Origin of the sequence: Gordonia sp. OPL2 (assembly GCF_003797825.1) — a bacterium.
Taxonomy (GTDB): Bacteria; Actinomycetota; Actinomycetes; order Mycobacteriales; family Mycobacteriaceae; genus Gordonia.
In genome coordinates, this window is the sequence record NZ_RKME01000012.1 from 79,127 (window position 1) to 91,686 (window position 12,560).

13 protein-coding genes are annotated in these 12,560 nt (G+C 66.5%); 6 read left to right on the top strand and 7 right to left on the bottom strand.

From position 1 onward, the window contains the following. The first annotated feature begins 78 nt into the window (after positions 1-78). The 5 genes from EEB19_RS13690 to EEB19_RS13710 all read left to right on the top strand — a co-directional run bounded on the left by EEB19_RS13690 (position 79) and on the right by EEB19_RS13710 (position 4,852). On the top strand, positions 79-753 hold the full coding sequence (locus EEB19_RS13690) for a R3H domain-containing nucleic acid-binding protein (RefSeq protein WP_187587112.1): 675 nt from the start codon (positions 79-81) through the stop codon (positions 751-753). A 151-nt stretch (positions 754-904) separates the two neighbouring features. After that, a complete protein-coding gene (gene rsmG, locus EEB19_RS13695; RefSeq protein ID WP_187587113.1) occupies positions 905-1,615 on the top strand; it encodes a 16S rRNA (guanine(527)-N(7))-methyltransferase RsmG in 711 nt (236 codons plus the stop codon). A 143-nt stretch (positions 1,616-1,758) separates the two neighbouring features. Beyond that, positions 1,759-2,700 (top strand): ParA family protein, encoded by a 942-nt coding sequence (locus tag EEB19_RS13700; RefSeq protein ID WP_187587114.1) that lies wholly within the window; start codon positions 1,759-1,761, stop codon positions 2,698-2,700. 109 nt (positions 2,701-2,809) lie between these two features. Continuing rightward, positions 2,810-3,862, top strand: coding sequence for a ParB/RepB/Spo0J family partition protein (locus tag EEB19_RS13705; RefSeq protein WP_187587115.1), 1,053 nt, complete (start codon positions 2,810-2,812; stop codon positions 3,860-3,862). Positions 3,863-4,003: 141 nt separating this feature from the next. After that, entirely contained in the window at positions 4,004-4,852 is an 849-nt protein-coding gene (locus tag EEB19_RS13710) for a hypothetical protein (protein ID WP_187587116.1), read from the top strand. 189 nt (positions 4,853-5,041) lie between these two features. On the opposite strand, the gene EEB19_RS13715 is transcribed toward EEB19_RS13710, so the two are convergent. The 6 genes from EEB19_RS13715 to EEB19_RS13740 all read right to left on the bottom strand — a co-directional run bounded on the left by EEB19_RS13715 (position 5,042) and on the right by EEB19_RS13740 (position 10,439). After that, positions 5,042-6,250 (bottom strand): N-acetylmuramoyl-L-alanine amidase, encoded by a 1,209-nt coding sequence (locus EEB19_RS13715; protein ID WP_187587117.1) that lies wholly within the window; start codon positions 6,248-6,250, stop codon positions 5,042-5,044. A 208-nt stretch (positions 6,251-6,458) separates the two neighbouring features. Next, entirely contained in the window at positions 6,459-6,797 is a 339-nt protein-coding gene (trxA, locus tag EEB19_RS13720; RefSeq protein ID WP_187587118.1) for a thioredoxin, read from the bottom strand. Positions 6,798-6,850: 53 nt separating this feature from the next. Next, the gene (gene trxB, locus EEB19_RS13725) at positions 6,851-7,855 is read right to left on the bottom strand and encodes a thioredoxin-disulfide reductase (RefSeq protein ID WP_187587119.1); all 1,005 of its coding nucleotides are present in this window, start codon (positions 7,853-7,855) and stop codon (positions 6,851-6,853) included. Positions 7,856-8,010: 155 nt separating this feature from the next. Further along, complete coding sequence (locus EEB19_RS13730; RefSeq protein WP_187587120.1) at positions 8,011-8,895, bottom strand: hypothetical protein; 885 nt, start codon at positions 8,893-8,895, stop codon at positions 8,011-8,013. A 156-nt stretch (positions 8,896-9,051) separates the two neighbouring features. Continuing rightward, on the bottom strand, positions 9,052-9,612 hold the full coding sequence (sigM, locus tag EEB19_RS13735) for an RNA polymerase sigma factor SigM (RefSeq protein WP_187587122.1): 561 nt from the start codon (positions 9,610-9,612) through the stop codon (positions 9,052-9,054). Between the two features lie 134 nt (positions 9,613-9,746). Beyond that, the gene (locus tag EEB19_RS13740) at positions 9,747-10,439 is read right to left on the bottom strand and encodes a TetR/AcrR family transcriptional regulator (protein WP_187587123.1); all 693 of its coding nucleotides are present in this window, start codon (positions 10,437-10,439) and stop codon (positions 9,747-9,749) included. Positions 10,440-10,587: 148 nt separating this feature from the next. Here EEB19_RS13740 and EEB19_RS13745 point away from each other — a divergent pair, with 148 nt between their 5' ends. Beyond that, a complete protein-coding gene (locus EEB19_RS13745; protein ID WP_187587124.1) occupies positions 10,588-11,556 on the top strand; it encodes a sterol desaturase family protein in 969 nt (322 codons plus the stop codon). On the opposite strand, the gene EEB19_RS13750 is transcribed toward EEB19_RS13745, so the two are convergent. After that, positions 11,505-12,497, bottom strand: a complete 993-nt coding sequence (locus EEB19_RS13750) for an alpha/beta hydrolase (protein ID WP_187587125.1) — start codon at positions 12,495-12,497, stop codon at positions 11,505-11,507. The two genes, EEB19_RS13745 and EEB19_RS13750, sit on opposite strands and share 52 nt — an antisense overlap. Positions 12,498-12,560: the final 63 nt, after the last annotated feature.

The following is a 12,560-nucleotide window of genomic DNA, read 5'->3' on the forward strand; positions in this document are numbered from 1 at the left end:
GGGCAGCCACTCCCCTCCCCGCATGCGCGAGTGGCACACAGGACGTTGGATGAGAAGCAGAGTTAGGTGGAACGTGAGATGACAGCAGAGACCACTGCGCACGAAGAGCAGGAGATCCGCGAGGACGCCGCAGAGCCCGTGGCGGCCGAGGCGCTCGGTGCCGACTCCATCGACACGGCCGAGGCCGACGTCGAGACGGAAGCGGTTGAGTCGGATCGCGAGATCTCGGACGATGACTCCGATGACTCCGCCGATGAGGAGGATGACGACGAGGACGAGGTCGACGACGAGGAGCGTCTGGTCGAGGAAGGCGAGATCGCCGGCGATTACCTCGAGCAGCTTCTGGACGTTCTGGACTTCGACGGCGACATCGATCTCGATGTCGACGGTGACCGCGCGATCGTCAGCATCGACGGTGGCGATGACCTGACGAAGCTCGTGGGCCGCAAGGGCGAGGTGCTCGACGCACTGCAGGAGCTGACGCGTCTCGCAGTGCAGCAGTCGACCGGTGACCGGAGCCGCCTGATGCTGGACATCGCGCGGTGGCGTGCCGACCGACGCGACCGGCTCGCGCGGCTGGGTACCGAGGTGGCCGAGCGGGTGCGGAAGTCGGGTGAGCGTGAAGAGCTTGATCCGATGACGCCGTTCGAGCGGAAGATCGTCCACGATGCCGTCGCAGCTGTCGATGGTGTGGTGAGCGAGAGTGAAGGTGCCGAGCCGAAGCGCCGTGTTGTGGTGCTGCGTACGAGCTGACGCCGTAGCGCACCAGAAGATCAGAGACGAAGTCCCGGCCGGGTGGCCGGGACTTTGTCGTCTCCGGCAGAGAGAATTACACGGATGTGGTTTGGGATCTCGGCTGTGTTTCACGTGAAACGTGCCGAGGTCGTCGACCAAGGATGAAAGGATGTTTCACGTGGAACAGTCCGAGGAATCGGACCATCACTCCCCTCCCCCGGCTGTCGCTACCGTCTTCTCTGAGGGTGCGCATCTGGCGGGCCGCTATCACTCGATGCTTGCGACTGACGGTGTGACATTGGGATTGATCGGTCCGCGTGAGGTGCCGCGTCTGTGGGAGCGCCACATCCTCAACTGCGCGGTTCTCGGTGAGCTCATCGCCGAGAATGCGACGGTGGTCGACATCGGCAGCGGTGCCGGGCTCCCCGGCATCCCCCTCGCCATAGCTCGACCCGATCTTCGGATTACGCTCGTCGAACCCCTGCTTCGGCGCAGCGAGTTCCTCCATCGTGTTGTCGAGGAGCTGGGACTCGACATCCGCGTGGTCCGGGGCCGGGCAGAAGAGAAGACCGTCCGAGCTGATGTGGGTGGTGCGGATGTGGTGACGTCACGTGCGGTCGCGCCGCTCGAGCGCCTGGCGAAATGGTCGGCGCCGCTGATCGCCGACGGCGGCAGACTGGTGGCCATTAAGGGGTCGTCGGCGGACGAAGAGATCGAACGGGACAAGGCTGCGGTCGGGAAGACCGGGGTCTCGGATCTGCACATCGAGACGTGCGGGGCCGACATTCTCGAGGTCGCCACGACTGCCGTCGTGGGTACCAAGCGGGGCCGCGAGACCCGCGATCGGTCGCGATCGCGGAGTCGGAACAGGAAGGGGTGATCGGATTGGTGTGGAGTACTCGGAGGGCGCAGAATAGACGAAAGACCGCTGAATCGTCGGCGGTGACTGACAGCGCCGAGCTCCCCGATCCGAAGGGGGATCAGAGCGCCGAAGGCTATCAAGTCGGGCGAAGGAGTCCAAGCGTGGTCGATCAGGACCCGGGTGTTTCACGTGAAACGATCCTCGGCGGTGGTTCGCCCACCCCGGCTCAGGGGTTCGACGACACCCCGATCGGCGCGGCAGCGGCGCGGGCGAGTCAGATCCTGACGCCTGGCGGCGCAGGCGAACTCCCCCGGCCTCAGTCGACCCGCATCATCACCATCGCCAATCAGAAGGGCGGGGTCGGCAAGACCACCACAACAGTCAACATGGCTGCAGGACTCGCCCTGCACGGACTGGGTGTTCTTGTCATCGATCTCGATCCCCAGGGCAACGCGAGCACCGCGCTCGGCATCGACCACCGCGCTCCCGACATCTCGTCGGTCTACGAGTTGCTGCTCGGTGAGGTACGTCTGTCGGACGCGATCCAACAGAGTCCGAACAACAAAAAGTTGTTCTGCGTGCCTGCGACTCTCGACCTCGCCGGCGCGGAGATCGAACTCGTCTCGCTGGTTGCTCGTGAGAACCGGTTGCGCAATGCTCTCGATCAGCAGACGCTCACCGATCTCGGTATCGACTACGTGTTGATCGACTGCCCGCCGTCACTCGGCCTGCTCACGGTCAACGCCATGGTGGCGGCGAAGGAAGTACTGATACCGATCCAATGTGAGTACTACGCGCTCGAGGGTGTCGGCCAGTTGCTCCGCAACATCGAACTCGTGCAGGCCCATCTGAATCCCGCTCTGCATGTCTCGACGGTCGTTCTCACCATGTATGACGGACGGACCAAGTTGGCCGATCAGGTCGCCGACGAGGTGCGGCGACACTTCGGCGAGAAGGTGCTCCAGACGATCATTCCGCGGAGCGTCAAGGTGTCCGAGGCACCCGGGTTCGGCATGACGATCATCGAGTATGACCCGGGTTCACGTGGATCGATGAGCTACCTGGATGCGTCGCGGGAGCTCGCGATGCGCGGGGTGAACTGATGGCCGTGGACGCGACCACGGCCCGGCGTCGGACGACGCCGTTAGAATCCGACATCGAGATGGTTCGTCTGTCACCGTCATCCGCGGTGGAAGCAGGGAGTGCACAGTGGTGAGTCAGCGCGAAGCCGCACAGCGTCGGGGTGGTCTCGGTCGGGGCCTGGCCGCATTGATACCGACCGGTCCCCCGGAGGGCGATTCGCCGGGCGGTCCGCGCCTGGGCGCGGCCGCCGCCGACGTGGTGATCGGCAAGGGAACGACAGCGCCGCAGGATGCCTTCACCTCGACGAACTCGGCCGGCGGCTCCCCTGGCCCGACCGTCGACGAGATGGGTGCTGTCTATCGCGAGATCCCGCCGTCGGAGATCCAGCCCAATCCGCAGCAGCCGCGCTCCGTATTCGACGAGGAGGCGCTCGCCGAATTGGTCCACTCCATCAAGGAGTTCGGACTGTTGCAGCCGATCGTCGTCCGGCGACTTCCGGCACCGACGGCGGACGGCGTCCTCTACCAGCTCGTGATGGGCGAGCGCCGGTGGCGCGCAAGCCAGGAGGCACAGCTCGAGGCCATCCCGGCGATCGTCCGCGAGACCGCCGATGCCGACATGCTTCGCGACGCACTGTTGGAGAACATCCACCGCGCACAGCTGAACCCGTTGGAAGAGGCGGCTGCCTATCAGCAGCTCCTCGAGGAATTCGGGGTCACCCACGAGGAACTGGCCAACCGTCTCGGTCGGTCGCGTCCGCTGATCACCAACATGATCCGACTGCTGAAGCTCCCGATCCCTGTGCAGCGTCGAGTGGCGGCTGGCGTGCTGTCCGCGGGACACGCACGGGCACTGCTGTCGCTCGACGTCGGCAGCGAGGCGCAGGAGGCCCTCGCCGCCCGGATCGTTGCGGAAGGGTTGTCGGTTCGCGCCACCGAGGAGGCCGTGACTCTGGCCAACCGAGGCGACGACAGCGGTACCGGTCCGTCCTCCTCCCCCGCCAAGCGGCGCCCGATGCAGATGCCGGGACTTCAGGATCTCGCCGAGCGACTGTCCGACCGTCTGGACACGAGGGTTACAGTCAGTCTCGGGAAGAGAAAAGGGAAGATCGTCGTCGAGTTCGGCTCGGTCGAAGATCTCGAACGGATCGTCGGGGTGATCGACCCGCGAGGGGTCTCGTGACCGCGTGAGATCCCGTCACCGGGGCACCCGGACGATACGTCACAGTGACAGCAGACCAGCGAGGACGGCCGTGAAAGTTCGAAACACATTGCCCGACAAGACTTTCGGGGTTTCGCACATGCTCGGCTCGGAGTTTCCGGCATGAATCTCGCGGTCACTCGTCTCGACCTCGAATCGTTCGAGTCACTACCGCTGCACACCCGCCGCTGTGTCTTCTGGGAAGTCGATCCGACCTCGTCCACTCACGCCGTCGACACCCAACTGTTCGGGGATCTCGGTTCGTTCGAGAGTGAGTTCGACAAGGAGGCGTGGATCTCCGGATTGCTCCTCGAGTGGGGTACGTGTGGACAGGTGGCCGTCGACGGCCAGAACGGGAATTTCGTCGGCACCGCGTTCTACGCCCCGCCCGGCCGCGTTCCCCGATCCCGGCTCTTCCCGACATCGCCGGTCAGCGCCGACGCGGTGCTCCTGACCTCCATCCGCGCCGAACCCGGCTTTGAAGAGGCGGCACCGATCCTGCTCGACAGTGTGCTGACCGATCTGGTGCGCCGAGGTGTCCGTGCCGTCGAGGCTTTCGGGATCGTTCGAACGCCTGCCGAGTCCCAGGCCACGGAACCCTCCTCCCCCACCATGCCGGCCTCGCACCCCGAGGACATCACCGAGTTGGGCGCGCTCGAGTCGATCTCCAGTGAACTCAGTTCCTGGGGTGACGAGGCAATCGTCGAGATCACGCGCGCTATGCACGACAGCCCCCAGTCGGATCTGTGTGTCGACTGCATCATCGACGCGGACTTCCTCAAGGATTCCGGCTTCGATGTGGTGGCGTCACATCCCCGCTTCCCGCGGTTCCGTCTCGAACTCGACGAAGGGCTCGGCTGGAAGCACGAGGTCGAGCATGCGCTCGAGAAGTTGGTGTTGATGGCAGCGATCGATCTCGCCGGCCGTGAGCGACCCGCTGCGGTTCCCGTTGGTCTGCGCGATCGGCGCTGACCTCTGACGCTGGGTACTGACGCTGACTACTGACCCAGACTACTGACCCTGACTCCGGAGGCTGAGCACCGACGGCCCAGAACCCTTGCGGTTCAAGAACTCTGCGGTCGAGGAACTCTGGGGTTCAACAACTCTGGGGTTCAGAAACATCAGGCTTCAGTAAGCCTGAGCCTCGACCTCGGATACGGATCAGCTGGACAGGCGTTCCGCGGCTAGCAGATCTGCGAACGTGTAGGTGCCGGTCGGGCGATCGTTCTCGCCGAGCAGATAGAGCCGTTTCACGGCGACCAGGATCGCCTCGGCGATGACGTCACGCGTCTGCGGATCGTTGAGGGTCTCGACGTCGGCACTGTTCGTGATGTATCCGACGTCGATGAGCGCGACCGGCATCCTGGTGAGGCGCAACACATCCCACGTCCGCTCGTGGGTCCGGCAATCGGACAGCGGTGTGCGGGCGGCGATCTCACGCTGGATGAAGCCGGCGAGATTGCGACCGATGGTGGAGAACGATCCGTGCGAGTTGCCGAAGTAGAACGACGCGACCCCGTTGGCCCGTTCGTTCGGATAATGACCGCACCGCAGCGCGATCATCAGATCGGCGTCGATGAGGTTCGCGACCCTGGCGCGCTCGTCATCCCCGGGGCGTCCGCGGCCGTCGTGCGAGAGAAAGGTCTCCATCCCGGCGGCGGCCATCCGGCCCTCGAGACGGGAACCCAGATCCCACAGCACCGACGATTCGAGTTCTGCCGTTGCGCCCGTGGAGAGTTCGTGCAATCCCCCGGAACCCGGATCGATCAGGATCCGCTTCCCGCTCAGTCGCGGCCCCGAACGCCGGACGTGCTCTTCCTCGCGGATCGCGTGGGGAGACCCACCGGTGACCCGGGTGCCGAGCCGTTCGAGCGACCGAAGGGTGGACGGACCGCAGATGCCGTCGGACGACAGGCCGTACTCGCTCTGATACAGACAGACGGCGTTGTGGGTGGTCTCGCCGAAGGTGCCGTCGACCAGGCCGGTGTAGTACCCGAGATTCTGGAGGCGACCCTGCAGGGTGGCGACGTCATCGCCGACCATCGGCGCCGAGAGGCGGTACAGCAGCACGCGGGTGCCCAGTTGGTAGGACGCCTCGCGCAGTGCTCGGTAGGTCGCCGGCCCGACGATGCCGTCGGCGATCAGACCGCGTTCCTGCTGGAAGGCGCGCACGGCACGATCGCACGCGTCGTCGAAGACGGCCTCGGGCGGAGTCCAACCGCTGATCGTGCCCGAGAGGCTCTCGACGGAGGGGTCGTTCCCCGCGAGGGCGTGGGTGGCCGGGCCGGATGTCAGCATTCCGAGTCCGACGAGGATGTTCCGGATCTCGGCGACAGCCGAGCCATGATCCCCGAGGCGGAACAACGGCATCAGCAACTCCTCGTACTGGCAGTGCGGCGGATGGGCACGGTGTGAATGTCCGGGTGATCGGTGCTCACCAGCGCACCGTCGCAATCACGGAGCATTCTCTCAGGTCACGACGGCACGACCAAATGATGGCGCCACTCGGGGCGCCATCATCGGGTGCCCTGCGTGTGCGGGTCCACGAGATGGGCCCGCATCAGCGCAGGTGAAGAGGTTATGCCGGCGAACCGACGACTCCGTCGAGCTCGCGCAGCAGGGCCGCCTTGCCCTTGGCACCGACGATCGTCTTGGTGGGCTTGCCGTCCTCGAACAGGATCATGGTCGGGATCGACATGATCTGGAAGTCCCGCGCGATCGCCGGGTTCTCGTCGACGTCGACCTTGGCGACGGTCAGCTTGTCACCGTGGTCACGGGCGATCTCCTCGAGAACCGGTGCCACCATGCGGCACGGCCCGCACCAGGTTGCCCAGAAGTCGACCAGGACCGGCTTGTCGGCGCCGAGAACCTGATCCTTGAAGGTCGCGTCGGTGACGGCGACGGTGTTTGCTCCCATGGTTGTCCTCCTTATGGACGTCGGAAGAATGTGGTGTCTGTCGAGCAGGCCGGTCAGGCGTTCGCCGGGGCGTCCACGACGACGAACTCACCTTCGACGGCGGGTTCGATGTCGACATCACCCTGCTCGGCGAGCCAGCGTTCGGCGTCGATGGCCGCCGAACATCCGCTGCCGGCCGCGGTGATGGCCTGACGGTAGGTGTGGTCGACCAGGTCGCCGCAGGCGAAGACGCCGGGCAGCGAGGTGTAGGTGGTGCGACCCTGGACCTGGACGTAGCCCTCGGGATCGAGATCGATCTGTCCCCGGACCAGCTCGCTGCGCGGATCGTGACCGATGGCGACGAACATGCCGGTCACGTCGATGGTGCTCGACTCCCCCGTGGCGGTGTCGGTCAGGCCGAGGCCGGTGACCGACGTGTCGCCGAGAACCGAGGTCACCGCGGAGTTCGTCACGAACCGGATCTTCTCGTTGGCGCGGGCGCGCTCGAGCATGATCTTCGATGCGCGGAACTCGTCGCGGCGGTGCACCAGCGTCACGCTGCGGGCGAACTTGGTGAGGAACGTCGCCTCCTCCATCGCGGAATCACCACCGCCGATGACGGCGATGTCCTGATCCTTGAAGAAGAAGCCGTCGCAGGTGGCACAGGCCGAGACTCCGCGGCCCAGGAGCGTCTGCTCGTTGTCGATGCCGAGGTAGCGTGCCGCTGCGCCCATCGCCAGGATGATCGCGCGTGCGCGGTACACCTCACCGCCGACTTCGACCTCCTTGACCGGTCCGGCCAGGCGGATGGTGTCGACGTCCTCCATGCGCAGGTCGGCGCCGAAGCGGATCGCCTGCTCACGCATCTCGTCCATCAACGCCGGACCCTGGATGCCGTTCTGGAATCCGGGGAAGTTCTCCACTTCGGTGGTGGTCATCAGCGCGCCGCCGAACTGGGTGCCCTCGAAGACGATCGGAGCGAGCTCGGCGCGGGCCGCGTAGATCGCCGCGGTGTATCCGGCGGGGCCCGATCCGACGATGATCAGGTCGTGGATCTGCTGGCTGTCGTGCTGGGTCATCCGTCCTCCGTGCTCGACGGTGCCTGGGGTGGTCCTGGGGGCACCGGTGTCTCGGCTGTCTCAACATCAGGGTAGAGGCAGATGTTCCCGGGCGACTCCAGGCGGGCCCGGGCACGTACCGGCCGTGACCAGATCAGATGGGTCGCCGGGTGAGGTCAGCCACCGATCACCGTGCGGGTGATCGTGGCCGCGTTGTCCCTTCCACAGTCGAGACCGACCACCAGGGCATCGAAACGACCGGCGACGCCGGTGGCGAACAACATGACCACCCCGCTGCGGCCGCGGATGGTGACCGGTCCGGTGCCGACGACGGCCGTCGAGGCGGGTACCCCGTTGGCCGCGATGCACTCCCGCTGGGCCGCCGCGGACGGAAACGGTGCGAACTGCTTGTTCCCGAGCGCCGACAACAGCGCGACGCTTTCGGCGGCGTCGAGGTCGACGGTCGAGGTGGCCGACGGTTGGGCCTGGATCGCCGGATCGGATCGCCCGGGCTCCGAGTTCTCGTCAGACGTTCGGAGAAGGCCGGTCGAGATCACCACGACGACGGCGATCGCGGCGGCCACGGCGACGCCACCGGCCGCCAAGAAGGCCGCCCGGCGCCCTCGGCCGGGATTCGCCCGGTTGCCACCGCCCAGCGCGACAACCCGATCATCCCCGGCCGATGACACCTCGGCGCTGATCTGATCGAGCGTCGAGCGGGTTCGCGCAGCGACATCCGGCGGCGCGGGTCGCGCAAGCGGTGGTGTGGTGCGCAGTTGCCGGGTGGTGCGGTCCAGTGCTGCCAGGATCGAGCGGGCATCGGGGTCGTCGTCGATGTGCGTCCACATGTGCTCGGCGACATCGGGGGGCACCACACCCGCATGGAGATCCGCCAGCAGTTCGGGCGAGAAGGGCGGCACGGGAAGGTCCGTCGATCCCTCGGCTGACCCGCCGCCGCCCGCCTCGGCCGCACCGTCGCCGGGCCCGGCGTGGCGACCGGTCGCGTCGTCGCGACCGGTGCCGCTCTCGCGGGGATCGTCCCCTGCTCCCGGCGGGATCATCGTTCCACTCTCCCACTTCTCCCCCCGACCGGACCCGCCCCGCGAGGGGGAATACCGGACTCGCTCCGCGACTGATGTGCTCGATCGTCACAGTTAGGACGCACCGGGCCACGGTCCGGTTCCATCGGTGTCGCGGAGGATTCTGCCGGGTGCCCGTCAGGGGTCGCGAAGGTGGCCCAGGATCTGCGACAGGCGCAGCCGACCGCGTGAGCATCGACTCTTGATCGTTCCGGTGGGGACACCGAGTCGTTCGGCCGCCTCGACGACCGAGAGGCCCTCGATGTCGACGGCGACGATCGCCGCACGCTGTTCGGCGGGGAGTTCGTCGAGAGCCCGGCCGATCGACAGCGACAGGTCGACCGCGGCCATGTGATCGTGCTCGTCGGCATACTGCGCGACATCCCAGTCCGGCAGCGGCACGGTCGACCGGAGTCGATTGCGGCGGATGCGGTCGAGGCAGGCATTCACGACGATCCGATGCAGCCAACTGGTCACCTTGGCATCGGAGCGAAACCGATCGGCCATCCGATGGGCGCTGAGCAGGGCGTCCTGGAGTGCGTCGGCCGCGTCGTCGGCATTGCCGCTCGTGCGGCAGGCCACGGCCCACAGATAGTCGTGATGGCGTTCGATGAGGGCGGAGAACGCGCCGGGATCCCCGTGCACGTGGGCGAGCAGCAGATCCTCGTCGCTGCGCGCGTCGACGCTCCCCCGAGTCATGCGCGCAACCCTAATCGACCACACGCCTCGCAGTGCCACTGACCTGCGCGTTGTCCACAGAACTGGGGACACCGCCACACCTGTGGATCGGGGGTGGCGGTGGCGTCGGCGGGCGTGGCCGACCCGGTGGCCGGTCAGTCCAGCAGTCGCTCGTAGGCGGCGACGAACAGCGCCACGCAGACCTCGAGGATCGCGTCCAGCTCGAAGAGGTCCGCGGGCACCCCGGCGGCCCTGTCCGAAGCGAACTCCCCCGCCGAACTCGTGTGCCAGTCGACCAGCAGCTGGGTGACCGCGCCGACGAGTCCGATGGCGGTGAGGCGTTGCGGACGCTGCGCGGGCCGGTCACCGAGTGCAAGAGTGAGGATCAGATCGGCCCAGCCGTGGATCGCGGTGAGCCGCAAACGTTCGAGATCAGGATGGACGCCGACGACCTCGACGAGCATGATCCGTGCGCGCCGGGGATTCTCGGCGAGCGTGCGGATGAAGGCCTCCAGAGTCGCGCGGGCGACGGCGGGCGCATCCGGCGAAGCGACACCTGCTCCCCCGCGATCGGCGACATACGCCGATGCCGCCGCCACGGTCGACGACCGGGCCACCGCGACGCAGTCGTCGTACACCGCGGCCAGCAGTGCATGACGATCTGTGAACGACTCATAGAAGTAGCGCTGGGTGAGGCCGGCGTGATCGCAGATGCGTTTGATGGTGACGTTGGCGAACCCCTCCGTCCCGAACAGCTCCACGCCGGCGGCGACGAGGTCGGCACGACGCCGCGCCCGGCGTTCGTCCGCGTCGGCTCCCCCATAGCGGCGGCCTTCGGGCGTGGACACTCGTTCGGCTCCTTCGGTGTCGTCGGCGGCAGGTCCGTGCAGGTCGCAGCGATGGCGGGCCTTTACAGGACTCTATCTGACACGCTATCGTGTCAGAAATCTTCGATCTGACATGTTGCCGTGTCAGATGGCGGGCAGGAGAACCGAGATGCTGGACTTCCTTCCGGAGGCGATGCGTGAACCGACCGTGGTCGCGATCCCCTTCTTCGTGACGATGGTCGCGCTGGAGTGGCTGGCCGCGTGGAAGCTCGACCACACCGACGCCGAACGCCCGTCGTCGCGCGCCGACGGCACGCTCTCGGAACGCGGCTCGTACAACATCCGGGACTCGCGTGCGAGCCTGCTGATGGGGCTGGTCTCGATCGCGACCAGTGCAGGATGGAAAGCGCTTGCACTGCTGGCCTACTCGGCGATCTTTGCCTACCTCGCCCCATGGCAGCTACCGGAGAGTGCCTGGTACAGCTGGGTGATCGCCTTCGTCGGCCTGGATTTCCTGTTCTACTGGGAGCACCGGATCGCGCATCGCGTGCGGTTGGTCTGGGCCACCCATCAGGCCCACCATTCCAGCGAGTACTTCAATTTCACGACGGCGCTGCGACAGAAGTGGAACAACAGTGCCGGAATTCTCATGTGGTTGCCGCTGCCGCTGCTCGGTGTCCCGCCGGCCCTGGTGTTCGCGGCGTACTCCCTGAATCTGATCTACCAGTTCTGGATTCACACCGAGCACATCGGAAAGCTCTGGGCTCCGGTGGAATTCGTGTTCAACACCCCCTCCCATCACCGGGTGCACCACGGAAGCGACGCCGACTACCTCGACCGCAACTACGGCGGCACCTTCATCATCTGGGACCGGATGTTCGGCACCTTTGCGCCCGAGACGCATCGCCCGACCTATGGCCTGACGAAACCCGTGGAGACGTACAACATCTGGCGGTTGCAGACTCATGAGTACGCTGCGATCGCGCGCGAGGTGAGACATGCCCGCGGCCTGCGTACCCGTCTCGGCCTGGTGTTCGGCCCGCCGGGGTGGGCACCGGCGAGCGCGACTCGCGGGGAGCACGGTCCTCACCTCACGGGCAGTGTGGTCACCGTGTCCGACGACAGCAGCAAGGTGTAGTAACTGCCGCCCGGGTAGTAGGCGGCCGTGCGTCGGCCGGAGAAGAGGTCGGCGGTCCAGTGGGCGGCGAGCCGCCGCAGCACCCGGCCGTTGCGTGACCGGGGTGCGGCGAACTCGGAAGCGATGCCGATGAGGTCCGTCGAGTCGCCTTCGACGTCGATGTGGATGCCGGTGGTCAGAGCGACTCCCAGGAAGTCCTGCCGGGTCGTCCGCTCGATCCACCGCACACCCTGACCGAAGGTGTTCGACAGCGAGGGTTGTGAGGCGATGACCCGGATGGGCAGTCCGGCCTTGCCGAGGTCGCGCGCCGAATTGTGAAAGTTGTTCCCCAGGAACGAGTTCACCGGATCGAACAGCATGAGTCCCCGAAGCCGAGGGTAGTCGGACGGGTCCCCCGTACGCACGGCGTCGGCAGCGGTGAGTGCGAACTCCCCACCCGCGGAATGCCCCGAGAAGACGAGACTGTCCGGCACCCTAGGCGCGGGCCGTCCGGAGACCCGCGCCGCTGCCGACAGGCTCTGTTCCACCGCGCTGTGCGGCCGGTGACCCTGCGCGAAGGTGAGTGCCAGGGAGCGGATGAAATCTGTGTTGTCCGTGGCGTTGAAGGCGACGCCGCACCCCGAGACACTCACCGAGTCGAGGGAGGTGGCCGCGACGAGAAGACCGCTGTCGGCATACGACGACGCGAGGACTCGTAGATTGTCGGCCGTGCGGGCGAAACCGTGCTGGAGCCAGATGAGACCGGTGGGGTTACCTGTCGGGATGTACCAACGTACCGGGACCGACGTCGGTCGGTGGTCACAGGTCGTCGCCAGTGTCGACGTGGCGACGGTGTGATTGCCTGCTGCCCAGGCGTTTCCGGTATGTCCAGACACCAGGGCGGCAGCCGCTGCGCACAGCGTGGCGACGAGGGTGACGATGACGCGTGCGAGGCGTGCCATGTCGATCCCCTACTCCGAGTTCATCGACGTGGGGGTGGCTCGGGCGAGGATGGCGCCGCCCGC